Origin of the sequence: Phaeospirillum tilakii (assembly GCF_042683125.1) — a bacterium.
Classification (GTDB): domain Bacteria; phylum Pseudomonadota; class Alphaproteobacteria; order Rhodospirillales; family Magnetospirillaceae; genus Phaeospirillum; species Phaeospirillum tilakii.
This window is the reverse complement of record NZ_JBHUIY010000002.1, coordinates 43903-68215: the sequence shown is the minus strand read 5'-3', so window position 1 is coordinate 68215 and position 24313 is coordinate 43903. Positions and strand designations below refer to the sequence as shown.

The 24313-nt window shown below is 70.8% G+C and carries 25 protein-coding genes and 1 tRNA gene; 13 read left to right on the top strand and 13 right to left on the bottom strand.

The features are described 5' to 3' along the window. The first annotated feature begins 7 nt into the window (after positions 1-7). The 6 genes from cbiM to ACFSNB_RS01360 all read left to right on the top strand — a co-directional run bounded on the left by cbiM (position 8) and on the right by ACFSNB_RS01360 (position 4260). Entirely contained in the window at positions 8-628 is a 621-nt protein-coding gene (gene cbiM, locus ACFSNB_RS01385) for a cobalt transporter CbiM (protein WP_377313766.1), read from the top strand. Then, complete coding sequence (locus tag ACFSNB_RS01380) at positions 625-1245, top strand: carboxypeptidase-like regulatory domain-containing protein (RefSeq protein WP_377313764.1); 621 nt, start codon at positions 625-627, stop codon at positions 1243-1245. The genes cbiM and ACFSNB_RS01380 overlap by 4 nt, the downstream gene beginning before the upstream one ends. After that, positions 1242-1958, top strand: a complete 717-nt coding sequence (cbiQ, locus tag ACFSNB_RS01375; RefSeq protein WP_377313762.1) for a cobalt ECF transporter T component CbiQ — start codon at positions 1242-1244, stop codon at positions 1956-1958. The genes ACFSNB_RS01380 and cbiQ overlap by 4 nt, the downstream gene beginning before the upstream one ends. Then, positions 1955-2659 carry an energy-coupling factor ABC transporter ATP-binding protein gene (locus ACFSNB_RS01370; RefSeq protein ID WP_377313760.1) on the top strand — a complete coding sequence of 235 codons (705 nt, stop codon included), beginning with the start codon at positions 1955-1957 and terminating at the stop codon, positions 2657-2659. Before cbiQ ends, ACFSNB_RS01370 begins: the two co-directional genes overlap by 4 nt. Positions 2660-2737: 78 nt before the next feature. Beyond that, positions 2738-3448 carry an SOS response-associated peptidase gene (locus ACFSNB_RS01365; RefSeq protein ID WP_377313758.1) on the top strand — a complete coding sequence of 237 codons (711 nt, stop codon included), beginning with the start codon at positions 2738-2740 and terminating at the stop codon, positions 3446-3448. 14 nt (positions 3449-3462) lie between these two features. Further along, the gene (locus ACFSNB_RS01360; protein WP_377313756.1) at positions 3463-4260 is read left to right on the top strand and encodes an MBL fold metallo-hydrolase; all 798 of its coding nucleotides are present in this window, start codon (positions 3463-3465) and stop codon (positions 4258-4260) included. A 17-nt stretch (positions 4261-4277) separates the two neighbouring features. Here the strand turns inward: ACFSNB_RS01360 and ACFSNB_RS01355 are convergent, their stop codons facing one another. Both ACFSNB_RS01355 and ACFSNB_RS01350 read right to left on the bottom strand, forming a co-directional pair. Then, positions 4278-4934: an OmpA/MotB family protein gene (locus tag ACFSNB_RS01355; protein ID WP_377313754.1), complete on the bottom strand. Its 657-nt coding sequence runs from the start codon at positions 4932-4934 to the stop codon at positions 4278-4280. A gap of 16 nt (positions 4935-4950) precedes the next feature. Then, entirely contained in the window at positions 4951-5745 is a 795-nt protein-coding gene (locus tag ACFSNB_RS01350) for a motility protein A (protein WP_377313752.1), read from the bottom strand. Positions 5746-6024: 279 nt separating this feature from the next. Here ACFSNB_RS01350 and ACFSNB_RS01345 point away from each other — a divergent pair, with 279 nt between their 5' ends. The 3 genes from ACFSNB_RS01345 to ubiB all read left to right on the top strand — a co-directional run bounded on the left by ACFSNB_RS01345 (position 6025) and on the right by ubiB (position 9690). Beyond that, complete coding sequence (locus ACFSNB_RS01345; protein WP_377313750.1) at positions 6025-7293, top strand: nucleotide sugar dehydrogenase; 1269 nt, start codon at positions 6025-6027, stop codon at positions 7291-7293. Between the two features lie 76 nt (positions 7294-7369). Next, entirely contained in the window at positions 7370-8131 is a 762-nt protein-coding gene (gene ubiE / locus ACFSNB_RS01340; RefSeq protein ID WP_377313748.1) for a bifunctional demethylmenaquinone methyltransferase/2-methoxy-6-polyprenyl-1,4-benzoquinol methylase UbiE, read from the top strand. Continuing rightward, a complete protein-coding gene (gene ubiB / locus ACFSNB_RS01335; protein ID WP_377313746.1) occupies positions 8128-9690 on the top strand; it encodes a 2-polyprenylphenol 6-hydroxylase in 1563 nt (520 codons plus the stop codon). Before ubiE ends, ubiB begins: the two co-directional genes overlap by 4 nt. A gap of 293 nt (positions 9691-9983) precedes the next feature. Here ubiB and glgC read toward each other — a convergent pair whose 3' ends face one another. Further along, a complete protein-coding gene (glgC, locus tag ACFSNB_RS01330) occupies positions 9984-11276 on the bottom strand; it encodes a glucose-1-phosphate adenylyltransferase (RefSeq protein ID WP_377313745.1) in 1293 nt (430 codons plus the stop codon). A 259-nt stretch (positions 11277-11535) separates the two neighbouring features. Between glgC and ACFSNB_RS01325 the strand changes: the two genes are divergently transcribed. The 3 genes from ACFSNB_RS01325 (at position 11536) to ACFSNB_RS01315 (ending at position 13657) form a co-directional block, all read left to right on the top strand. Next, on the top strand, positions 11536-11937 hold the full coding sequence (locus ACFSNB_RS01325; protein ID WP_377313743.1) for a bacteriohemerythrin: 402 nt from the start codon (positions 11536-11538) through the stop codon (positions 11935-11937). Next, a complete protein-coding gene (locus ACFSNB_RS01320) occupies positions 11925-12938 on the top strand; it encodes an alpha/beta fold hydrolase (protein WP_377313741.1) in 1014 nt (337 codons plus the stop codon). Before ACFSNB_RS01325 ends, ACFSNB_RS01320 begins: the two co-directional genes overlap by 13 nt. An 83-nt stretch (positions 12939-13021) precedes the next feature. Continuing rightward, on the top strand, positions 13022-13657 hold the full coding sequence (locus ACFSNB_RS01315; protein WP_377313739.1) for a hypothetical protein: 636 nt from the start codon (positions 13022-13024) through the stop codon (positions 13655-13657). 13 nt (positions 13658-13670) lie between these two features. Here ACFSNB_RS01315 and ACFSNB_RS01310 read toward each other — a convergent pair whose 3' ends face one another. After that, positions 13671-14963 carry a DUF3422 family protein gene (locus ACFSNB_RS01310; protein WP_377313737.1) on the bottom strand — a complete coding sequence of 431 codons (1293 nt, stop codon included), beginning with the start codon at positions 14961-14963 and terminating at the stop codon, positions 13671-13673. Between the two features lie 113 nt (positions 14964-15076). Between ACFSNB_RS01310 and tldD the strand changes: the two genes are divergently transcribed. Beyond that, on the top strand, positions 15077-16510 hold the full coding sequence (gene tldD, locus ACFSNB_RS01305; protein WP_377313735.1) for a metalloprotease TldD: 1434 nt from the start codon (positions 15077-15079) through the stop codon (positions 16508-16510). A 118-nt stretch (positions 16511-16628) separates the two neighbouring features. Here tldD and ACFSNB_RS01300 read toward each other — a convergent pair whose 3' ends face one another. The 9 genes from ACFSNB_RS01300 to ACFSNB_RS01260 form a co-directional block, all read right to left on the bottom strand. Beyond that, positions 16629-17939: a CCA tRNA nucleotidyltransferase gene (locus ACFSNB_RS01300; protein ID WP_377313733.1), complete on the bottom strand. Its 1311-nt coding sequence runs from the start codon at positions 17937-17939 to the stop codon at positions 16629-16631. Next, complete coding sequence (locus ACFSNB_RS01295; protein WP_377313731.1) at positions 17926-18522, bottom strand: CoA pyrophosphatase; 597 nt, start codon at positions 18520-18522, stop codon at positions 17926-17928. The genes ACFSNB_RS01300 and ACFSNB_RS01295 overlap by 14 nt, the downstream gene beginning before the upstream one ends. Next, positions 18519-19052, bottom strand: a complete 534-nt coding sequence (locus ACFSNB_RS01290) for a DUF1285 domain-containing protein (protein ID WP_377313729.1) — start codon at positions 19050-19052, stop codon at positions 18519-18521. Before ACFSNB_RS01290 ends, ACFSNB_RS01295 begins: the two co-directional genes overlap by 4 nt. A 186-nt stretch (positions 19053-19238) precedes the next feature. Further along, a complete protein-coding gene (locus tag ACFSNB_RS01285; protein WP_377313727.1) occupies positions 19239-21083 on the bottom strand; it encodes a phosphoenolpyruvate carboxykinase (GTP) in 1845 nt (614 codons plus the stop codon). A 220-nt stretch (positions 21084-21303) separates the two neighbouring features. Further along, positions 21304-22161, bottom strand: coding sequence for a DUF4743 domain-containing protein (locus tag ACFSNB_RS01280; RefSeq protein ID WP_377313725.1), 858 nt, complete (start codon positions 22159-22161; stop codon positions 21304-21306). Between the two features lie 53 nt (positions 22162-22214). Further along, positions 22215-22907 (bottom strand): RluA family pseudouridine synthase, encoded by a 693-nt coding sequence (locus ACFSNB_RS01275; RefSeq protein ID WP_377314025.1) that lies wholly within the window; start codon positions 22905-22907, stop codon positions 22215-22217. A gap of 95 nt (positions 22908-23002) precedes the next feature. Further along, positions 23003-23089 (bottom strand) — tRNA-Leu (locus ACFSNB_RS01270). 130 nt (positions 23090-23219) lie between these two features. Further along, positions 23220-23519, bottom strand: coding sequence for a hypothetical protein (locus ACFSNB_RS01265; protein ID WP_377313723.1), 300 nt, complete (start codon positions 23517-23519; stop codon positions 23220-23222). Between the two features lie 246 nt (positions 23520-23765). Further along, positions 23766-24227 carry a hypothetical protein gene (locus ACFSNB_RS01260; RefSeq protein WP_377313721.1) on the bottom strand — a complete coding sequence of 154 codons (462 nt, stop codon included), beginning with the start codon at positions 24225-24227 and terminating at the stop codon, positions 23766-23768. Between the last annotated feature and the right edge of the window lie 86 nt (positions 24228-24313).

Here is a 24313-nt window from a genome sequence, read left to right as displayed (position 1 = left end):
GGCGGCGATGGCACACATTCCCGACGGGGTGCTGGCGGTCCCGGTGCTGGCCGGCGGCGCGCTGCTGGCGGCGGGCGGACTGGCGCTCGGCCTGCGCCGGCTCGACGAACGGGCGATCCCCCCCACCGCGATCCTCGCCGCCACCTTCTTCGTCGTCTCGCTGGTGGCGGTGCCGCTCGGGCCGACCAGCGTCCATCCCCTGCTCGGCGGGCTGATGGGGCTGGTGCTGGGCTGGCGCGCCTTCCCCGCCGTGTTCGTCGGGCTGGTGTTGCAGGCGGTGCTGTTCGGGGTCGGCGGCCTGACCAGCCTCGGCGTCAACACCGTGACGATGGCCCTGCCCGGGATCCTGCTCGCCGCCGCCGTCCGCCCGGCGTTGGCCGGAGCCGGCCCCGGCCGGCTGCTGGCGCTCGGCGCCCTGGTCGGCGGGCTGGCCCCGCTCGGCAGTGCCGGCGGTGTCGCCCTCGCCCTGGCCGCGTCGTCGAGCGATTACCTGCCCAGCCTGCGGCTGGTGGCGCTGACCTATCTGCCGCTGGCGGGGGTCGAGGCGGTGTTGACCGCCCTGCTGCTGCGCAGTCTGGCCCGGGTCCGGCCCGATCTGATCGTCACGCCGATCGAGGTGGCGCCATGAGCGGGGCTGCCGCCCCGCACCCCGCTTGGGGCGATGCCCCAAACCCCCTTTTTTCTGAAAATAAAGGGGGTCCGGGGCATCGCCCCGGGCGGGTTCGGGCGGCAGCCCGATCGCTGGCGCTGGCCGTCCTGCTGCTGGCGGCCGGGCCGGCCGAGGCGCACAAGCTCAAGCTGTTCGTCACCCAGGCCGGCACCGACATCGAGGGCGAGGCGTTCTTCGTCGGCGGCGGCCGGCCGCAGGGCGCCAGCGTGATCATCCACGATCCGGCCGGGCAGGAAGTGGCACGGCTCGCCACCGACGCGGAAGGCCGCTTCCGCTGGACTCCGCCCCGGCCCGATGCCTATCGCATCGCCGTCGATTGCGGCGACGGGCACGCGATCGAGACCAGCCTGGGGGCGGCGCCGGTCGCAGTACCCGTGGCGGCGGGGCCGGCGCCCGAGGAGGCACGGATCGAGGCGGCGGTCGAACGGGTGCTGGCGCGGCGGCTCGACCCGCTGATCGCCGCCCAGATCGAGGCGGACAGCCGGCTTAGGCTCAACGATCTCGTCGGCGGGATCGGCTACATCGTCGGGCTGGCCGGGCTCGGCCTCGCCTGGGCGGCGCGGCGGCGGCGGTGAGCGACCTCGACCCGCGCACCTGTCTGCTCGCCACCCTGGCGACGCTGGCCACCGCGCTGGCGCTGCACTCGCCCGGGGTGCTGGCCGCCGCGCTGGCCCTGGCGGTCGGGCTGGCCCTGCTGGCCGGGGTGCCGGCGCGGCAATTGGCGCGCCGGCTGCTTCAGGTCGAGGGCTTCCTGCTGGTGCTGCTGGCGACGCTGCCGCTGACCATGCCGGGGCCGGCGGCAGTGGAATGGGGGCCGCTGGCGCTGTCGCGGCCGGGGCTGGAGCGGGCGGCGGAAATCCTGCTGCGGGTCGGGCTGTGCGCGGTGGCGCTGCTGACCCTGCTGGGCGGGGTCGAGCCGGTGCGGCTGGGCCATGCCCTGGCCCGGCTCGGCACCCCGGCGCGGCTGGTCCATCTGCTGCTGTTCGCCGCGCGCTATGTCGGGCTGATCGGGGCCGAGGCGACCCGGTTGCAGGAGGCGCTGCGCGCCCGCGCCTTCCGCCCCCGCCTGTCGCGCCACGCCTTCGCCACCCTGGCCGACCTGATCGCCGCCCTGCTGGTGCGCGCCGTCGCCCGCGCCGAGCGGATCGACGAGGCGATGCGCTGCCGGGGCTTCGCCGGCCGCTTCGCCCTGATCGACGAATCCCGCTTCGGCCGCGCCGATGCCGGCTTCGCCGCCGGGCTGGGGCTGGTGCTGGCGCTGACCCTGGCGGCGGACCGGCTGGGATGAGCCCGCTGTTCGACCTTGATGCGGTGCGGGTCGAACGCGGCGGCCGGGTGGTGCTCGACCGCCTGTCGCTGCGGCTCGATCCCGGCGAACGGCTGGCGCTGGTCGGGGCCAACGGCGCCGGCAAGACCACCCTGCTGCGCACCCTGGTCGGACTGGAACGACCGAGCGCCGGCCGCCTTGTTGCCTTCGGCGCCGAACGGCGGCGGGAACGCGATTTCCACGAGGTGCGCCGCCGCGCCGGCCTGCTGTTCCAGGACGCCGACGACCAGTTGTTTTCGCCGACGGTGATCGAGGACGTCGCCTTCGGTCCGCTCAATCTCGGCCTCGCCCCCGACGCCGCCCGCCAGCGTGCCGAGCAAACCCTGGCCGAACTCGACCTTACCCCGCTGCGCGACCGCATCACCCACCACCTCTCCGGCGGCGAGAAACGGCTGGTCAGCCTCGCCGCCCTGCTGGCGATGCGCCCCGAGGTGCTGCTGCTGGACGAGCCGACCAACGCGCTCGACCGCGACCACGCCCACCGGCTGGAACAGGTGCTGAGCGGCCTCGATCAGGCGATGGTGATCGTCTCGCACGACGATGCCCTGCTGGCGCGCCTAGCGACCCGGGGCGCGGTGCTGCGCGACGGCCACCTGATCCCGGCCACCCTGCACCGCCACGCCCACCAGCACGACCATCTGCACTGGCACGCCCTCCCCTGAAAAAGAGGGGGGTCCGGGGCCGTGCCCCGGCGGGCCCGCGGGCAGCGCCCGCGCGAGCGGACGTGATACACTGCCCCGATGTGCGGACGCTTCACCCGAACCACCTCCCCCGCCGCGCTGGCCGAAACCTTCGCCGCCGCCCCGCCGACCGAGGCGACGCCCGACGGCATCCTGGCCCCCGGCCAGCCGATCCTGATCCTGCGCTTCAACCCGGCGACGGGACGGCGAACGCTCGACCCGGCCCGCTGGGGCCTGATCCCGCATTGGACGCGCGAGGCGGTGCCGGCCGGCAAGCTGTTCAACGCCCGGGCCGAGACCCTGGCCGAACGGCCGGCGTTCCGCGACCCGTTCCAGCGCCGCCGCTGCCTGATCCCGGCCGAGGATTTCTTCGAACGCGACGACCACCCGCCGCGCCGGCTCCACCGCATCGCCCCGCGCCAGGGTGGCCTGCTGGCGCTGGCCGGGCTGTGGGACAATTGGCGCGGCCCGGACGGAACATGGCGGCGCAGCGCCACCATCATCACCACCGAGGCCCGCGATCCGGTCGCGGCACTGCATCCGCGCATGCCGGTGCCGCTCGCCCCCGAGGACTGGCCGCTGTGGCTGGGGGAAATCCCCGCGCCGGCCGAGGCGCTGGCCGACCTGCTGCGCCCCCGCCCCCGGCCCGAACTGGCGGCGCGGGCCGAGACCGGCCCCCAGCATCCGCTCGACCTATCGCCTTCGTCTCCGCCGGGACCCCTTGGCGAACGGGCTGATCGGACGGATACTTCGGCCGACACCCGGACGTGACGGCGAGAGGGGCGATGACGGCATTGGCGACCGAGATCCGCGAGACCCGGGTCGAACCCGGCAGCCTCGCCTTGTGGTTCCTCGGGCAGAATGGCTGGGTGGTGAAATCCCCCGGCGGCGGGGTGGTGGCGGTCGATCCCTACCTGACCGATTCCTGCAACCCGTCGCGGCGCGGGCTCGACCTCGCCCGGATGGTGCCGCCGCCGCTGGCCCCGGAGGAACTGGAGGCCGATCTGGTGGTCTGCACCCATTCCCACCGCGACCATGCCGACCCCGCCACCCTGGCCGCCTGCGCCTGGAGCGGCCGGATCGGCGGCTTCCTCGGCCCGGGCGACACCCAGACGGTGTTCGCCGATGCCGGCATCGCCGAGGGCGACCGCGACCTGCTGTGGCCCAACCGGGTGATCGAACACGGCGACCTGCGCCTGACCGGCACCTTCGCCCTGCCGACCGATGCCGGCGACCTCAACCATGTCGGGCTGCTGATCCAGGCCGGCGGCGGGCCCAAGCTGTGGATCACCGGCGACACCGGCTGGCACGACCGGCTGGCCGAGGCCGGACTCAAGCATTTGCCCGACGTGGTGTGCGTGCCGATCAATGGCGGCTACGGCAACCTGTCGCACTGGGAGGCGGCGGAACTGGTCCGCCGGGTCGGGCCGGCGCTGGCGATCCCCTGCCACTGGGACCTGTTCCCCGACAATGCCTGCCCGCCGCGCCAGTTCCAGGCCTCGCTGACGGTCAAGGGCCTGCGTCAGCTCTATCACGAGCCGGTGCATGGCCAGCGGCTGATCCTGACCGCCCACCGCGCCTGATCCCCCCGGGCGAGGGGTCAGCGCGGATAGACGTGGATCTCGACCCGGCGGTTGATCGCCTGATTTTCGGGATAGGGCTGACCGGTGTCGCTGTGGTTGGGGACGCGCGGGGCGTTGTCGGCGAAGGCGGCGGTCTTCATCCGCGCGGTGTCGATCCCGAGTTCGTTCAGCACCTTGAGGGTGGCCAGGGCGCGGGCGCTCGACAATTCCCAATTGCTGGGAAATTGCGGGGTGCTGACCGGGGTATCGTCGGTGTGACCCTGGATCTCGATCTGATAGCCGTTGAAACGCTTCTGGCCGAGGGTCTCGGCGATGTCCTTCAGCAGCGGGCGGATCGCCGGCAGGATCTCGGCCGAACTGGGCTTGAACATCCCGCCGCTGGCGAGATTGAGCACCACGCCGCGATCGTCGCGGCCGATATCGACCGAATCCTCCACCCCGGCCCCGGCGACCTTGCCGCGCAGCTCGGTGCTGAGGTCCTGCAACGGCTTGGTGACGTCGCGGTTGCCGATGTCGCGGGCCATGCCGGCCTGGACCTCCTCGTACTTGCTGAGGTCGATCTTCGACATCGACACCAGCAGCACGAAGAACGCCATCACCAGGGTGATCATGTCGGCGTAGGACAGCAGCCAGTCTTCCAGCGGTTCCTCGTTCTTCTTCTCGAACCGGCTCATCGCGCGCTCCCTCCGGTCAGCGCCGGACCTTGTCGATGTCGAAGTGGATCGAGGGATCGAGATAGGAATTCATCGCGTCCTGGATGAAGCGCGGGCTGCGCCGCTCGGCCAGCAGCGCCAGCCCCTCGGCCACCACCTGATTGCGGAAGCGAACGATCGATTCGCGCTGGAACGCCTTGTTGGCCGCCGGCATCAGCACCATGCGGGCGAACAGCACGCCATAGAGGGTGCCGAGCAGGCCGACCGCCATGCCGCCGCCGAGCTTGGACGGGTCGCTGCCGAGATTGTCGAGCATCACCACCAGACCGACCAGGGTGGCCATCATGCCGAAGCCGGGGGCGTTGCTCGCCATGTATTTGAGAATCTCGGTCGGCACGACATGGCGCTGGAACGAGGTCTCGATCAGGTTCTCCAGCAACTGCCGCACCTCGGCCCCGGTATAGCCCGAGATCACCAGATTGATGCCGAAGGCGAGGAAGGGATCCTGGCTCTTCAGCGCCCGGGTGTCGGTTTCCAGCGCGGTGATGCCGCCCTTCTGCATCAGGTAGCCCCAGCGGATGACGCGGGCGACCTCGTTGGTCAGCATCTCGCGCGCCATCTTGGGGGTGAAGAAGATCGCCTTCAGCAGCCCCATCGCCTGACGGACATAGCGCAGCTCGAACGCCACCAGGGTCGCGGCGAGCGTGCCGCCGATCACCATCATGAAGCCGGTCAGGTGAAGGAAAATCTTAACATTCGTGGTGGCGATCAGAATCGCGCCCACGAACAACACCAGGCTGAGGAAAAACCCGATGATGGTAGGGAGTGACATGCGGACACCGTCCCGACGACATTCTGCTGTCCCGCGCGCGCCAGTTCTTGGGCGGCGGCATCTTATCTTGATCCAAGATGCCGGTAGGAGCAACCCACGGCTTCATCGCCCGGTCGATTTCGCGCCGCCGCCCCCGCCCGGCCGGGACAACGGGTTGTTTTCGTTCCCCTTCGTGCCGCCGGCGCTCCGGGCGGGGCCGCCCGGCGGCGGTGACCGTTGACAGCGGGGACCGGCTGCGGCGAAAGTCGCCTCCTTGCTCCGATGATGAGAGTTGTGTCGATGTCTTCCTCCCTTCGCGTCGCCGTCGTCGGCCTCGGCTATGTCGGCCTGCCGCTGGCGGTAACGCTCGCGCGTCATTTCCCCACCCTCGGCCTCGACATCTCGACCGCGCGCATCGCCGAGTTGCAGCGCGGCCACGACCGGACCGACGAGGTCGCCCCCGCCACCCTGCGCGCCAGCACGCTGAAACTGTCGGCCGACCCCGCCGCGATCGCCGGCTTCGACCTCTACATCGTCACCGTGCCGACCCCGGTCGATGCCGCCAACGAACCCGACCTCCGCCCGGTGCTGAGCGCCTGCCGCACCGTCGGCGAGGCGATCCGCCCCGGCGCGGTGGTGGTGTTCGAAAGCACGGTCTATCCCGGCGTCACCGAGGACATCTGCGGCCCCGAGCTGGAACGGGTGTCCGGCCTCAAATGCGGGGTCGATTTCTTCCTCGGCTACAGCCCGGAGCGGATCAATCCCGGCGACCGCGAGCACACCGTCGACACCATCACCAAGGTGGTGGCCGGCCAGACCGCCGAAGTGACGCGGATGCTGGCCGCCGTCTACGGCAAGGTCACCCGGGGCGGCGTGTTCGAGGCCGCCTCGATCCGCGTCGCCGAGGCGGCCAAGGTGATCGAGAACGCCCAGCGCGACATCAACATCGCCTTCATCAACGAAGTGACGATGATCTTCCAGAACCTGGGGATCTCGATCCACGACGTGCTGGAGGCCTCGGCCACCAAGTGGAACTTCCTCAATTTCAAGCCGGGGCTGGTCGGCGGCCACTGTATCGGGGTCGATCCGTTCTACCTCGCCCGCTGCGCGATCGATCACGGCCACCATCCCGAGATCGTGCTGGCCGGGCGGCGGATCAATGACGGGATGGGGCGCTGGATCGCCGACCGGATCTCGGCCAAGCTGGCCGACAACGCCCGGATCCTGGTGCTCGGCCTGACCTTCAAGGAAAACGTCCCCGACCTGCGCAACTCGAAGGTGGTGGACGTGATCCGCGCCCTGCGCGAGGCCGGCCACCGGGTCGATGTCCACGATCCGCTGGCCGACCCGGCCGAGGCGGCGCACGAATATGGCGAGACGCTGATGCCGAGCCTCGACGGCGCCGGCGGCTATGATTGCGTGGTCGGCGCGGTGCCGCACGCCCCCTACGCCGCCTTCACCGCCGAGGCCTTCGCCGCGCTGCTGGCCCCGGGCGGGCTGGTCGCCGACATCAAGGGGATGTGGCGCGGCGTCGCCCTGCCGCCCGGGCTGCGCGGCTGGCAGCTCTAGCTCCGCTTTTTCTGCGCGGGGGGGACCAGATCCCCCTCGCACCCGCGCCGCTGTTGGATTATCGTGCCGCCCCATGATGAGCGATTCCTCTTCCCGCACCCCCGCCGGCACCACTCACTTCGGCTTCCGCACCGTGGCCGAGACCGAGAAGGCCGGTCTGGTCCGCGACGTGTTCGATTCCGTCGCCGGCAAGTATGACCTGATGAACGACCTGATGAGCGTCGGCATCCATCGCCTGTGGAAGGCCACCTTCCTCGACATGCTGCGCCCGCGCCCGGATCAGGTCCTGCTCGATGTCGGCGGCGGCACCGGCGACATCGCCTTCGGCTGGAAGAAGCGCGGCGGCGGCCCGGTCACCGTCTGCGACATCAATCGCGAGATGCTGGCGGTCGGCCGCGACCGCGCCTTCGACCGCAATCTGTCGGGCGGGCTGACCTGGGTGTGCGGCAACGCCGAATCCCTGCCGCTGCCCGACCGCAGCGTCGATCGCTACACCATCGCCTTCTGCCTGCGCAACGTCACCCACTGGGATGCCGCCCTGGCCGAGGCCTATCGGGTGCTGAAGCCGGGCGGGCGCTTCATGTGCCTCGAATTCAGCCATGTGGTGGTGCCCGGGCTGCGCGAGGCCTATGACGCCTATTCGTTCCAGGTGCTGCCGCGCGTCGGCGAGATGGTCACCGGCAACCGCGACGCCTACCAGTATCTGGTCGAGAGCATCCGCAAGTTCCCGCCCCAGGGCGAACTGGCGGCGATGATCGCCGAGGCCGGGTTCGAGCGGGTGTCGGTGCGCAACCTGTCGGCCGGCATCGCGGCCATTCATTCCGGCTGGCGCGTGTGATCAAGGCGTATCGGAATCTCAGTCGTCTGGCCTCGATTGCCCGGGTGCTGGCCCGCTACGACGCGCTGTTCCTGCTCGAGGAAAACTTCCCGCCGGCCCGGCTGGTGTCGTGGCCGCTGAAGATCCGGCCGCCGCGCCTCGGCCGGCGCCGCGCCGTCGCCGCGCTGCGGCCGGGTGAGCGGCTGGCGATGGCGCTGGCCGAACTCGGCCCCTCCTTCATCAAGCTCGGTCAGGCGCTGTCGACCCGGCCCGATTTGCTCGGCGAACAGATGGCCGCCGACCTGTCCGGCCTCCAGGACCGGCTGCCGCCCTTCCCGGCCGAACAGGCCCGCAAGATCATCGAGGAAGAACTGGGCGGCCCGCTCGACCAGTTCTATTCCGCCTTCGACGATAATCCGGTGGCGGCGGCCTCGATCGCCCAGGTCCACCGCGCCACCACCGTCGAGGGCCGCGACGTCGCGGTCAAGGTGCTGCGCCCCGGCGTCGCCGCCAAGTTCCGCCGCGACATCGACCTGCTGCTGTGGATGGCCCAGACCGCCGAGCGCGCTTTGCCCCGGCTGCGCCGGCTGAAGCCGCTCGAAACCGTCCGCACCTTCGAGGAATCGGTCAATCTCGAGATGGACCTGCGCTTCGAGGCGGCGGCGGCGGCCGAGCTGGCCGACAATTTCCGCGGCGACGAGAGCTTCCGCGTCCCCGAGGTCGATTGGGTCCGCACCGGCAAGCGGGTGATGACCCTCGAATGGGTCCAGGGCACCCCGATCGATGAACGCGACACCCTGATCCAGGCCGGCCACAACCCCACCGCCATCGTCGGCAAGGCGGCCGAGGCCTTCTTCAATCAGGTGTTCCGCGACGGCTTCTTCCATGCCGATATGCATCCAGGCAACCTGTTCGTCGATTCCGACGGCAATCTGGTCGCGGTCGATTTCGGCATCATGGGCCGGATCAGCCAGGACACCCGCCGCTTCCTCGGCGAGATGCTGCTCGGCTTCCTCTCCGCCGATTACCGCAAGGTGGCCGAGGTCCATTTCGCCGCCGGCTACGTCCCGGCCGACCAGTCGATCGACGCCTTTACCCAGGCCTGCCGCTCGATCGCCGAGCCGATCCTCGGCCGGCCGATGCACGAGATCTCGATCGCCCGCCTGCTCGGCCAGCTGTTCCAGATCACCGAAACCTTCGCGATGGAAACCCAGCCGCAATTGCTGCTGTTGCAGAAGAGCATGCTGGTGGCGGAAGGGGTCGGCCGCAATCTCGACGCCAACGTCAACATGTGGCAGCTGGCCCAGCCGCTGATCGAGACCTGGATGCGGGCCAATCTCGGCCCCGAGGCGCGGATCCGCGCCGCCGCCGGCACCGTGGCCGAGTCGATCGAGCGGCTGCCCCGGCTGCTGCGCGAGACCGAGCGGACCTATGCGATGTTGCAGGGCTCGGGGCTGCGGCTGCATCCGGAGACGGTCAAGGCGCTGGCGGCCGATCAGCGCCGGGGCGGCCGCGCCGTGATGATCGTGCTGCCCTGGCTGATCGCCGCCGGGCTGGCGGTCGCGCTGCTGCTGAAGTAGCGCCCAAGGCGGGGCTGCCGCCCCGCACCCCGCCCGGAGGCGGCGCCTCCGGACCTGGCTTCTCTCGTGATGTGGGCTCTGCCCACCCCCGCCAAGGGCCGCAAGGCCCTTGGAACCCTTTGATGGTCGGGCACGGAGCGGCTTTTCAGCTTGGGCGCGGGATTTGCCGCGCGAAGGGCAAGGAACGGGTTCCAAGGGCCTTGCGGCCCTTGGCGGGTGCGGGCAGAGCCCGCGTTTCGTCTTTCGACCTTTGGCAAACAGGCGCACGGGCAGAAGCCCGCGCGCCTTGATCGTCAGGGCTCGACGGTTTCCAGCGCCTTGAGCTTGGCGGCGGTGACCAGGGTGATCCCCTTCTCGGTGCGATGGAAGCGGCGGGCATCCAGTTCGGCATCCTCGCCGACCACCAGACCGGGCGGCACCACCACCCCCTGATCGACGATGCAGTTCTTCAGCCGGGCATGCCGGCCGATGTCGCAATTGGGCAGAATCACCGAATCCTCGACCAGGCAATAGGAATTGACCCGGACGTTCGAGAACAGCATCGAGCGCCGCACCGTCGCGCCCGAGACGATGCAGCCGCCGGCCAGCAGCGAATCCACCGCCATGCCCCGGCGGTGATCGGAATCGAACACGAACTTGGCCGGGGGGACCTGGGGCTGATCGGTCCAGATCGGCCAGGATTCGTCATAGAGGTTGAGCGAGGGGGTGACGGTGGTCAGGTCGATGTTGGCTTCCCAATAGGCGTCGATGGTGCCGACGTCGCGCCAGTAATGTTCCTGGGCGCCGTCATGCATCACGCAGGATTCGCTGAAATGATGGGCGACGACGCGATGGGTGCCGATCAGGCTGGGAATCACGTCCTTGCCGAAATCGTGCGAACTGCCGGCGAAGGAGGAATCCGTCTCGAGCAGGTCGAACAGCAGCGAGGCGTTGAAGATGTAGATCCCCATGCTGGCCAGCGCCATGTCGGGATGGCCCGGCATCGGTGCCGGATTGGCCGGCTTCTCGTCGAAGCGGACGATGCGGTCATGCTCGTCGATCGCCATCACCCCGAAGCCGGTGGCCAAGGCGCGCGGCACCGCGATGCAGGCGACCGAGACGTCGGCCTGGCTGGTGAGATGCTGGGCCAGCATCTTGGCGTAGTTCATCTTGTAGACATGGTCGCCGGCCAGGATCAGCACATGCTCGGGCCGGTGCTCGCGGATGATGTCGAGGTTCTGATAAACCGCGTCGGCGGTGCCGCGATACCAGTTGCCGCCCTCGGTGCGCTGCTGCGCCGGCAGCAGCTCGATGAATTCGTTGAATTCGCCGCGCAGGAAGCCCCAGCCGCGCTGGATGTGCTGCAACAGCGAGTGCGCCTTGTACTGGGTCAGGACCCCGATGCGGCGAATGCCGGAATTGATGCAGTTCGACAGGGCAAAGTCGATGATGCGGAACTTTCCGGCAAAGGGAATGGCCGGCTTGGCGTGCCAATCGGTCAGGTCCATAAGACGAGACCCCCGCCCCCCGGCGAGAATCAACGCCAACGTTCGACGCAATCGCTGGATTACTTCGAGATCCACTCCCAACTCGGCTTGATCTAACATAAAAACACGCTCCTAACCCACCGCCGTTGTTTCGATTGAACGCGCCTTTCCCCGGGCGTAGCGGAAAGCCTGCCACATTCCACCGCCGGCCACAATGACGACCGGGTGAAACTGTCGGCCAGCGGGCCAACGGCCTAGGCAAGATTGCCATCGGGGGATCCCGCGCCTACTCTTGGGGGAGGGAGGCCCGTACCGGCGGCGGCGATCGCCGCGCCCGCCGGCCGTTGGGAAGACGTCTGTGAGCCTGTGGCATAGCGGAATGAAAGTGGGGATCGAGGCGGTGGACGAGGACCACCGCGTCCTGTTCGCCATCATCGACGAAATCGACGCCCTGCTCGGCCGCGACGGGCCGATCGCCCCGGCGGCCCTGGCCGACATCCTGGCCCGGCTCGGCAACTATGTCAGGATTCATTTCCAGCGGGAGGAAGAGATCCAGAGCGAGGTCGGCTATCCCGGGCTGGAGGAGAATCGCCGTCATCATGGCGAACTGGCGCGGACCCTGGAGGCGTTCGACGGCCGGGTCCGCCTCGACCTCGACCAGGGCGCCGATGCCCGGGCCACCGCCGCGACGATGCGGTCGTTCCTGGCGGTGTGGATCACCGAGCATATCGTCAAGGTCGACCGCAAGATGCGCGGCCGCATCCTGCCATGGTCCGGCTGAGCCGGCCCGGCCTCGCTTTGCTGCTGCTGCTCGGCGGCTGCGTCGCCCATCTGGTGCCGGCCGGGCCGGACACCGCGCCGCCGGCGCTGGAGGCCGAGGCGATCCGCACCGCCGACGGCCAGACCCTGCCGCTGCGGCGCTGGGCCCCCGACGGGCCGCCCCGGGCGGTGATCCTGGCCCTGCACGGGATGAACGATTATTCCAACGCCTTCGACCGGCCCGGCCGGGCGCTGGCGGCGCACGGCATTGTCACCTACGCCTACGACCAGCGCGGCTTCGGCCGCGGCCCCCATCCCGGGCTGTGGTCGGACCGGGCGACCCTGGCCGCCGACGCCCGCGCCGCCCTCCGGCTGCTGGCCGAGCGCCATCCCGGCCTGCCGCTGTTCCTGCTGGGCGAGAGCATGGGCGGCGCGGTGGCGATCGAGGCCCTGGCCCCCGACTCGCCCCCCGCCCCGCCTCCGGCCGGGCTGCGCGGCGCGATCCTGGTCGCCCCGGCGGTATGGGGACGCGACTCGATGGGGGTGGTCCAGCGCGCCCTGCTGTGGCTGGCCGAGGCGCTGACCCCCGGCCTGACCCTGACCGGGCGCGGGCTCGACATCCTGCCGTCGGACAACATCGAGATGCTGCGCGCCTTGTCGCGCGATCCGCTGGTGATCAAGGAAACCCGGGTCGACGCCATCCACGGGCTGGTCGATCTGATGGACGCGGCCGAGGCCGACGTCGCCCGCCTGCCCCTGCCGCTGCTGCTGCTGTACGGCGAGAAGGACGAGGTGATCCCGCCCGAGCCGGTGTGGCGGGCGATCGCCGCCCTCGACCGCCCCGACCAGCGCGCCGCCCTCTATCCCGAGGGCTGGCACATGCTGCTGCGCGATCTCCAGGCCCAGCGGGTAATCGACGACATCGCCGCCTGGACCGCCGCCCCCGCCGCCCCGCTGCCCTCGGGCGCCGATCGCCATGCCGACGCGGTGCGGGCCGAACGCCAAGCCGCGCGGAGCCGGTGACCCCCTCCCGCGATCTGCGGCGGTGACGCCCCGCCGGGGCCGTGGCATACTTCGGCCCCGTGAGACGCTTGAAAGGACATGCCATGCCCACGCCACGGTGGCTGGCGGTGGTTGCAACCCTGGTGGCGGGCAGCGCCGCCCTTCCGGAGCGGGCGCTGGCGGACCAGCGGGCGCTGACGGTGCTGGCCAACGGCCTGCCCAGCCTCGGCGCCAGCCTCGACGAGGTCCGCGCCATGCCGCTGCCCGAAGGGCGGCGCCTGCTGTGCGGCGGCGACGACAACATGCCCCGGCTGGCCGATCCCACCCTGGTCGAACCGCTGACCGGCCGCGCCTCGGGACGGATCCGCTTCTGTACCGTGGTCGCCCCCGCCGACGGCGGCGCGACGCGCTGGAGCCAGGCGGCGATCCCCAGCCTGGCCGGCCCGGCCCGGCTGTGGCTGGTGCTGGTCGAACAGGGCGGCGGCGGACGCTACCGGCTGGCCCGGGTCAGCCTGTGGGCCGGCCGCGAGGCCTGGGACAAGGTGGTCGAGGCGGTCACCGCCCTGCTCGGCCCGCCCAGCGCCGGCGGCGCCCAGATGCTCGGCTGGGAGGATGCCCAGCACGAGACCCTGATGTTCCTCGACCCCAAGGATCCCGACAGCTTCGCGATCGCGGTCGCCGACCTGCATCTGCGCAAGCTGCTGCGCTCGCCCGGCGCCGCCGGCCGGGCCGGCGACTGAGCGGGGCAGCCGGCTACTCGCGCGCGGCGCCGATCAGCGCCTTGCGCAGCCGGCGCACCCCGAGCCACACCGCGACCGCCACCGTCGGCACCGCGATCAGTTCGACCACGTCGTGATGGATCGGCAGGCCGAGCTGGATCAGGCCGCGGGCGAGATAGCCGATCACCCCGAGCAGGTAATAGGTGATCGCCACCACCGACAGCCCCTCGACCGTCTGCTGGAGGCGGACCTGGATCTCGGCGCGGCGGTTCATCGAACGCAGCAGGTCGCGGTTCTTCTCTTCGAGGGCGATATCGACCCGGGTGCGCAGCAGGTCGCCGGCGCGCGACACCCGGGTGGCGAGCGATTGCTGGCGCCGCGCGGCGGCCTCGCAGGTCTTCATCGCCGGCACCAGCCGGCGCTCGGTGAATTCGGCGATGGTCTGCAAGCCGAAGATCCGATCCTCGCGCAGTTCGTAGACCCGGCTGTTGACGATGTTGAAATAGGCCTTGGCGGCGGCGAGGCGGAAGCTGGTGGTGGCGTCGAGCTGTTCCGCCTCGGCGGCGAGCCGGGTCAGCCGGTCGAGCAGTTCGCGATCGTTCTGGGTGCCCTGGGGATCGGCCAGCTGGGTGACGATGTCGGCCAGGGCGCGGTCGATCCGGCCGGTCTCGTTGTTGGCGTAGCGCGCCAGCGGGAAGGCCAGCAGCGCCATCATCCGGTAGGTGTCGATTTCCAGCACCCGCTGCACCAGCCGGCCGGTCTGGCCGGCGGTCAGGTCGCCGTCGCGCACCAGCACCCGGCCGAACCCGTCATTGTGCAGGCGGAAATCGGTCCAGATCTCGGCATGGCCGCCGACCACCTTGCTGCCGACCAGCGGATTGCCGCCGAACAAGGCGGACAGGTCCTCGGGCACCTCGCGCGCGACCGAGACGTGGATCGCGCTCAGCACCTCGCCCGGCAGGCTTTCCAGCCAGCCGAGCGGCAGCAGTTCGAGCGCGGTGGCCTCGAACGGGTTGACGAAGGAATCGCCACGCGAGACGGTATAGGTCGAGAATTCGCTGTGACGTTCCCAGCGCAGGCGGAACCCGCCCAGTTCGCGGCTGAAGAAATTGCAGTCGGCCGCCATCACCTCGGCGCCGTGGGCCGCCAGCAATTCGGCGAGATGGGCCCGTTCGGCGCCGGGATCGGCATGGACCAGCGACAGGTGCGACACCCGCAGCGGCGCCTCGAGCAGATCGAACGGGCGGGCGTGAATTTCACCGGCCAGGACACGGCGCTGCGGATGCTCGCGCAACGCCACCGGTCGAAGTGGCAGAGCCTCGGCCATGACCTACCTATCCCTGATGATGGATGTCTTGAGAGAAAAGCTTTACACCGTTCCTTTCCGACTGCCAATCATCGCGTCGAAACGTCATCCCGCGTTCATTCCCCGGAGTCGCCATGAAAGCCGCCGCCCAGGCCCATGATCTGCTGTTCGTCCGCCCCGGGCTCGACCCCGACCGGCTGACCCGCCTGGTCGCCGAGGCGGTGGCCGGCGCCGATGACGGCGAGCTGTTCCTCGAATACCGCCAGTCGGAGACGGTGGTGCTCGACGACGGCCGGATCAAGAGCGCCAATTTCGACACCGCCCAGGGCTTCGGCCTGCGCGCGGTGGCGGGCGAGGCCCACGGCTACGCCCACGGCTCGGACCTCGACGAGGCGACGATCGCCCGCGCCGCCGCGACGGTCAAGGCGGTGCGCGGCGGCGCCTCGGGCCGGCTCGCCGCCGCCCCGGCCGGCGCGGCCACGCCGCTCTACACCGCCCTCAACCCGCTCGGCAGCCTCGATTTCGCCGCCAAGGTGGCGCTGCTGGGCGAGATCGACGCCTATGCCCGCGGCCGCGACCCGCGCGTCACCCAGGTCACCGCCTCGCTGTCGGGCTCGTGGCAGGCGGTGGCGGTGCTGCGCGCCGACGGCAGCCTCGGCACCGACCTGCGGCCGATGGTGCGGCTCAACGTCAGCGTGGTGATGAGCGAGGCCGGGCGGATGGAAACCGGCGGCCACGGCATCGGCGGCCGGATCGCCTATCAGGGTGTCACCGGGCCGGAGGCGTGGCGCGGCTGCGTCGAGGAGGCGCTGCGGCAGGCCGCGGTCAATCTCGGCTCGATTCCCGCCCCGGCCGGCGAGATGCCGGTGGTGCTCGGCCCGGGCTGGCCGGGGGTGATGCTGCACGAGGCGGTCGGCCATGGCCTCGAGGGCGATTTCAACCGCAAGCGCACCTCGGCCTTCAGCGACCGCATCGGCCAGCGCGTCGCCGCCCCCGGCGTCACCGTGGTCGATGACGGCAGCCTGCCCGACCGGCGCGGCTCGATCACCATCGACGACGAGGGCACGCCGTCGGGCCGCACCGTGCTGATCGAGGACGGCATCCTGACCGGCTACCTCCAGGACCGCCTCAACGCCCGGCTGATGGGGGCCGCCGCCACCGGCAACGGCAGGCGCCAGTCCTTCGCCCACCCGCCGCTGCCGCGCATGACCAACACCTTCATGCTGGCCGGCGACAGGGACCCGGCCGAGATCATCGCCTCGGTCGGGCGCGGGATCTACGCCGTCAATTTCGGCGGCGGGCAGGTCGACATCACCAGCGGCAAGTTCGTGTTCTCGGCCTCCGAGGCCTACCTGATCGAGAACGGCCGGATCGGCCCGGCGGTCAAGGGCGCCACCCTGATCGGCAACGGCCCCGAGGCGATGGGACAGGTCAGGATGATCGGCACCGACCTCGCCCTCGATCCCGGCATCGGCACCTGCGGCAAGGATGGCCAGGGCGTGCCGGTCGGGGTCGGCCAGCCCACGCTCAGGATCGACGGGCTCACCGTCGGCGGCACGGCGGTCTAGCCGAGAGGCGCCGCCTCTCGGCGCTCTCCGCGCGGGGCCGGCGGCCCCGCGACCCCATCGGGTGGAGGGCCTGTGGCCCTCCGGGGGGATCGCCAAGGGGCACCCGCCCCTTGGCCGGCTACAGCCGAGCCTGCGCCTCGGCCAGACAGGCAGCGCGGTCGGGACGAAAATCCCGTTCCGCCCACCATCCCTCCAGCTCGGCCAGCAGCCGTCCCACCGCCGGGCCGGGCGTCAGCCCCAGCGCCAGCAGGTCGGCGCCGCGCACCGGCAGGGCGACCGGCTCCCACTGGCTGGCGAGATCGAGCAGAGCGATCCAGGCGGCGGTGTCGGCCGGATCGAGCCGCAGCCGGCCGTTGCGCCACGCCGCCCAGGCCAGCAGGGTCCGGTCGCGCAGGCGCGAGGCGCCGTGGCGGTGCAGCAGGCGGCGGAAGGCGACGGCGGACAGCGAGGGAAGAAGCACCGGCTCGGCGGCGGCGAGGGCGGCGAGGCGGTCGCGGTCGGCCGCCGACAGCCGCAGCCGCGCCGCGACGGCAGCGGCGGCGGCCGGGTCGGGCCCGAGCAGGGCGGCGAGACGGCGCAGCGGGTCGGGGCGGATCTCGGGCCGGGCCAGACCGCGACACTCCAGCCAGGAGAGCTGGCGCAGGCGGGGGATGTCGTGGATCTCGGGCAGGATCGGCGCCAGCACGCCGTTGGCCAGCATCACCATCAGGGTGGTGGCGGGATCGTCGGCCTGCAACAACCGCAGCAGTTCGGCGGCGATCCGCTCGCCCGACAGGGGGACCAGGCTGGGGGCGAAGCGGCGGCAGGCGGCCACGGCGTCGCGATCGCAGGCATCGCCCCGGCCGAACCAGGCATGGAAGCGGAAGAAGCGCAGCAGCCTGAGCGCGTCCTCCTCGATCCGCCGCGCCGGCAGGCCGACGAAGCGGACCCGGCCAGCGCCGAGATCGGCCAGCCCGTCGAACGGATCGTAGATCCGCCCGGCGGGATCGGCCGACAGGGCGTTGATGGTGAAATCGCGCCGGGCGGCGTCGGCGACCCAATCGTCGGTGAAGACGACCTTGGCATGGCGGCCGTCGGTCTCGACGTCGCGGCGCAGGGTGGTGATCTCGAACCGCGCCCCCCCGACCACGGCGGTGACGGTGCCGTGGGCGAGGCCGGTGGGAATGCCGCGCAGCCCGGCGGCGGCGAGGCGCTCCAGCACCCGTTCCGGCGGCTCGGGGGTGGCGAGGTCGATGTCGCGCACCGGCCGGCGGCACACCGCGTCGCGCACGCAGCCGCCGACGAAGCGGACCTCGGCCCCGCCGGCGGTCAGCGCCGCCAGCACCGCCCGGGTCGGCGCGGCGTCGCGCCAGGGCTGGGGCGGCAATTGCCCGACCGGATCGCCCGGGCGGCGATGGAGGCCGCCGCCGCCCGGCTCAGGCGGGGCCATCGAGCAGCACCTCGGACAGGTTGACCAGCATCGCGGCGGTGGCGCCCCAGATCACCGCGTCGCCCCAGGCCAGCCGCCAGCCCGACCACAGCCGCCCCTCGCGCTCGACCGTCAGGCCCTGATGGTTGGCGGGGTCGAGGGCGAAGGCCAGCGGCAGTTCGATCAGGTCGGCCACCTCGAACGGATCGGGGGTGAAGGCGACCGGCGGCCGCACCAGCCCGACCACCGGCTGGATCAGGAAGCCGGTGCCGGTGGCAAGCGGATCGAGCCGGCCCAGCACCCGCACCCGGCCGGGCGGTAGCCCGACCTCCTCGCAGGTCTCGCGCAGGGCGCAGGTCACCGCGTCGCCGTCATCCTCGGGTTCGAGCCGGCCACCGGGAAAGCTGATCTGGCCGGGATGATGGGCAAGATGGGCGGTGCGCCGGGTCAGCAGCACCGTCATCGCCCCGGGATGGTCGATCAGCGGCAGCAGCACCGCCGCCGGCACCATCGCCGCGAGGTCATCGTCATCGCTGGGAGAGGTGCGGCGCAGCCCGCCGGGCGGACGGGCGGCCAGCCGCCGGGCGATCGTTTCGACGCTCATTCGGACGGGGTCAGCCGCCCCAGGGGAAAGAACACGCCGCTGCTCCATACGCCATAAACCTTTTCACCATCCCGCTCTTCCTCCCACCCCCGCGCGACCAGGTCATAGTACACCGATCGGGTCAGGCGCGCCTCCAATCCCCCCTCCAGCCGCAGATAGGGGGCGGGGGCCTCGGCCTCGCCGCCGCCGGCCAGACGCAGCGGATGATCGGCGTCGAGCGTCACCAGGGCATCGACATTGGTGCGGAACGACAGGATCTGCTCGCGCCCGGCCCCGCCGACGAACATCTCGACGGCGAGGAAGGGCACGTCCTCGACCTCGATCCGCCCGACCTCGCCCGGCGCCACCAGCAGATAGGAGCCGTCGGCGTCGCGGCACAGCATCGAGGCGAACAGGCAGACCATCTCGCGCCGGGCGATCGGCGAGCCGTGATAGAACCAGCGGCCCTGGCGGTCGATATGGATGCCGAGGTCGCCGCAATCGACCGCGGCAGCCGGGTCGCACCCGTGTTTCGGGGAAAGAAAGTCCACCCGTACCGCCTCCCTGCCGCGTCCCGGCGGCGACCACCGCCCGACGCGGGCCGTGTTCACCACACGGCCGATATATTGGCACGATCGCGCGGGACGGAAAGGCCTCCCTCCGGCCGCGCCCCACACGACGAAAGGGCCGGAGGCAGACGCCCCCGGCCCATCGTCACACCACGACCGGCGCGGCGATCAGATCTCGCTGGCCAGCTCCCACACCGCCGGCGCCCGCCACAGGCGGGACTTCAGCATCTCGCGCTCGAACAGCATCTCCTTCGGCACGCGGTCGAGGAACTTGTCGAACAGGTCCTCCTGGCTGCGCGCGTCGGCGACACCGGCCTCGCGATCGATCTTCATCAGTTCCTTGAAGGTCTCGGCCGGATAATCGAGGCCGGCCCATTCGATGTCGTGGTAGGTCGGCACCACGCCGATCGGGGATTCCGCCCCGTTGGCGCGGCCATGGACCCGATCGACGATCCACTTCAGCACCCGCATGTTCTGGCCATAGCCCGGCCACATGAACTTGCCCTCGGCGTTCTTGCGGAACCAGTTGACCCGGAAGATCGGCGGCGGGTTGCTGACGGCGCGGCCCATGTTGAGCCAATGATTGAAGTAATCGGCCATGTTGTAGCCGCAGAACGGCAGCATGGCGAAGGGATCGCGCCGGATCGCCGCCTGACCGACCGCCGCGGCGGTGGCTTCGGACCCCATGGTGGCGCCGAGATAGACGCCGTGGGCCCAGTTGAACGACTGCACCACCAGCGGCGCGTTCTTCGACAGGCGGCCGCCGACGATGAAGGCCGAGATCGGCACGCCGGCCGGGTTCTCCCAATCGGGATCGACGCTCGGGCACTGGCTGACCGGGGCGGTGAAGCGGGCGTTGGGATGGGCCGCCGGGGTGGCGCTGTCCGGGGTCCAGTCGTTGCCCTTCCAGTCGATCAGGTGGGCCGGCTTGTCGTCGGTCAGGCCTTCCCACCACACGTCACCCTCGTCGGTCAGGGCGACGTTGGTGAAGATGGTGTTGGCGGCGCAGGCGGCGATCGCCGACGGATTGGTCTTGGCCCCGGTGCCGGGGGCGACGCCGAAGAAGCCGGCCTCGGGATTGATCGCATGGAAGCGGCCGTCGGGGCCGGGCTTGATCCAGGCGATGTCGTCGCCGACGGTCCAGATCTTCCAGCCCTCGAAGCCGGCGGGCGGGACCATCATCGCGAAGTTGGTCTTGCCGCAGGCCGACGGGAAGGCGGCGGCGACATAGGTCTTCTCGCCCTTCGGGCTCTCGACGCCGACGATCAGCATGTGCTCGGCCAGCCAGCCCTCGTCATGGGCCATCGCCGAGGCGATGCGCAGGGCGAAGCACTTCTTGCCGAGCAGGGCGTTGCCGCCGTAGCCCGAGCCGAACGACCAGATCTTGCGCTCTTCCGGGAAGTGGGTGATGTGGATGTTGTCCGGGTTGCACGGCCACACCACGTCCTGCTCGCCCTTGGCCAGCGGCTTGCCGACCGAGTGCAGGCACTGGACGAAATCACCGGTCTCGCCCAGCAGGTCGAGCACCTTCTGGCCCATGCGGGTCATGATCCGCATGTTGGCGGCGACATAGGGGCTGTCGGTCAGCTCGACGCCGATATGGGCGATGTTCGAGCCGAGCGGGCCCATCGAGAACGGCACGACATAGAGGGTGCGGCCCTGCATGCAGCCGTCATAGAGGGCGCGCATCCGCGCCTTCATTTCCTTCGGCTCGACCCAATTGTTGGTCGGGCCGGCATCGTTGCGGTTGATCGAGCAGATGAAAGTTCGGTCTTCCACCCGGGCGACGTCTCGGGGGTCGGATCGGCACAGGTAGGAATTGGGACGCAGCGCCGGATTGAGCCGAATCATCGTCCCGCTGGCGATCATCTTCTCGCACAGCGCATCATATTCGGCCTGGGAACCGTCGCAGATATAGATATTGTCGGGCCGGCACAGCGCGGCCACCTCCTCGATCCAGCCCAGCAGTTTGCTGTTGGTGGTCTTTCCGCCGGGAATCCCTGGTCCGCTCATCTGATCCCTATCTCCCTGACTTGAACCGGCCGCAGCCCGCCGTGGCGCCGCCGAAAAGAGTGGCGACCATAGACCCGCGCGCGGGTCCGAGCAATGATTTTGGGTGGCTCAGTCAACCCGAACGGGCGGTAAGAATACTTGCCCAAACAGCGACGCGGCGGAAGAATAATTCGTCACGCCGCCGAGGCGCGAACCATCCGCGCGAATCGGGGCCCGGGCGTTATCGGACCCCGCGCCGCAGCCCGGCGACCAGATCGAGGTAGTCGGGCTCGCGGTCGGGCGACAGATGGCCGTGGCGGATCAGGAAATCGAGGATCACCAGATTGACGTTGAACTTGAACCGGGTGGTGTCGCGCACCAGCCGGGCCACCTCGGCCACCGGCATCAGGGTGAAGCGGTCGATCTCGCCGTCGGTGTTGCGCGGCACGAAATCCTCGGGCACCGCGAGGTCGTAGCAGAACATCACGTCGGGCTTGAGGCCCCACTCGTCTTCCATGCAATAGGCGATCGCGCCCACCGGGCGGGCGGTGGCGGCCAGCGCGGCGGGGATGTCGGCCTCCTCCGCCGCTTCTTTCAGCAGGTTGTCGGCCAGCGACAGCGCCCCGGGCTGGCCGCCGGCCACCATGTTGTCGAGCGCGCCGGGGGCGACGCTCTTGTCGGGCGAGCGGCGGGCGATCCACAGATGATCGCCGTCGGGCCGGCGCACCAGCCCGTTGACGTGGATGCCATAGGCGCGGATGCCGAACAGGCTGACCACGCCCCGGTCGATGTCCATCAGCGGCGGGGCGCCGAACCGGCCGGCGACGCGGTACATCTCGCCGCGCGGCGCCGGGGTGCCCCAGGCCCGGTGCAGGTCGAGCGCCACCCCGCCGACCGCCTCGGTGCGCGCCTGCGGAGAGGTCAGCAGCGGATGCAGCGTCACCGCGTCGCGGCCGACCCGGAACACCTCGGGATAGGGGGCGAGACGGTGGGCGACGTCGTGCCGGACCCATCCCACCCCCGTGCCGTCGATGACGAACGGCCGGAACCGCGACAGATCGTGGCGGTTGCAGGCGGCGATGTGGTCGAGATAAGCCATCGGATGTGCGCTCCCCAAGTCGCCGCGCAGAGTCCGCCCGGCGGGCGGCGCTGTCAAGGGAGGGACGAGTTCAACCCCAACGCGGCCAGCGCCGCGTGCAGATGCGGCGGCGGCGGCGCCTCGACCGCGATCGGCGGCCGGCTCGGCCCCAGCGGCGGGATCGAAACGGCGCGGGCATGCAGCTGCAACGGCCCCGGCTCGGCCGGATCGGCGCCATGCACCGCGTCGCCGACCAGCGGGCAGCCGAGATGGGCGGCATGGGCGCGGATCTGGTGGGTGCGGCCGGTGCGCGGCCGCCATTCGACCCAGGCGAAGCCGTCGCCCCGCCCCAGCACCCGCCAGTCGGTGATCGCGCTCCGCCCGGCGGGATCGACCCGCACCCGCCAGCCGATCTCGGGCAGCGACTGTTTCAGCAGCGGGGCCTCGACCCGGCCCGACTCGGCCGGCGGCGCGCCCCGGCACAGCGACCAGTAGACCTTGTCGATGCGGTGGGCCTCGAACAGCCGGCCCAGCCGCTTCAGCGCCTTGTCGTGGCGGCCGAGGATCAGGCAGCCCGAGGTGTCGCGGTCGAGCCGGTGGGCGAGGCGCGGCGGCCGCGCCCAGCCGAACGCCAGCGGGCCGAGATAGAGTTCGAGATGGTCGGGGGTGCCCGGCCCGGCATGGACGGCGAGCCCGGCCGGCTTGTCGAGCACGATCACGTCCTGGTCGCGATACAGCACCCGGGCCAGGATCTCGGCTTCGCTCAGCCCCATCGCACGGTATCCTCGCGGTATTTGACGGATGCCGGGGCCGGAAACGACGAGGCCCGCCGGTTGGGGCCGGCGGGCCTGGTGTCATCGCTTGGTGCGGCCAAGAAGACTCGAACTTCCACGGGAGTTACCCCACAAGCACCTCAAGCTTGCGCGTCTACCAATTCCGCCATGGCCGCAAACCCTGGCGTGTTCCCCGTCCGGCTTGCCGCCGCCGGGGAGTGAGGGAGATAGCAAATCGGCCGGGGGGAATCAACAGGCTTTTCTGTCCCGCCGGCCTTTTCCTGCCGACCGGCGGGATGCGGGCGGTCAGCCGCCGCCGAGACAGCGGATCGCCCCGACCCGGCTGGAACAGCGGGCCAGCCGGCGCGGCGCCGCCCCGGCCAGCACCCGCACCACCGGATCGCGCCACGACACCGCCGGCCGCCGCGACGCGCGGGCCGGCGGAGCACTATCGACCAGACAGATCTCGTCGCCGCCATAGACCAGCCGCACCGCGCCGGCCGCCGGCACCGGGGCAGCCGCCGCCCCGTCCGTCGCCCAGGCGGGGCCGGCCGACAGGCAAACCACCGCCACCACCAGACCAAGCCTGCTGCCGCGACCGTTCATGCCCGCACCTGTGCCAACCGAGGGGGATCCGCGACCCGCCGCTGCGGGCCTTACTTAAGATATAGCACTTTGGGCCAGAAACAAGACCGGGGCAGCGGGAAACCCGCCGGACTCACGGCGCGGCCCCGGTCGGGGGCGCCGTCGGCGGAACAAGCGCGGTACGGGAAAGGTCGGGAGGCCCCGGGCGGGCGGCGCGCCCCGCGAGGCGGCGACGCGCGGCGCGCCCTGGGACCGTGACGGACGGCCTCAGCCGCCCTTGGCGAACACCGCCAGCAGGATGATGATGATGCCGATCACGCCGATGATGGTCAGGCTGTTGTTCTGCAACGCATCGCTGGCCGAGGACACCTTGCCCTGGGCGGCGCGTTCGGTGTTGCCGATCACCACCTCGGTCTTGCCGATCGAGCTGGTCTGGGAATGCTGGATGGTGGCGTGGGTGCCGGCCTCGACCGCGCGGGCGGTCTGTTCGGTGAAGGAGGTCAGCGCCGCGTCGAGCGCGGTGACGTCGAGCTTCTTCTCGGCCGCCTTGACCTGAACGGCGACGATCCCCTCGGCCTGCTGCTGCTTGATCTCGGCGATCTGCTCTTCCTTGAGGCCGCTGAGGTCGAGCACGTCGGCCTGAGCGAGGTTGATCGTCTTCTCCGCCGGCAAGGCGGGCGTCTCGGTCACGCTCTGCAGTTCCCGTCCGGTAGCCTCGGCTTCAGCCATCTCGAATCCCCCGAAAAACAATCTGTTGGTTCCCCCAGGCGACCCACTCGCCCGCGGCCGCCGGGGAGGATAGCGGAAAATGCCGG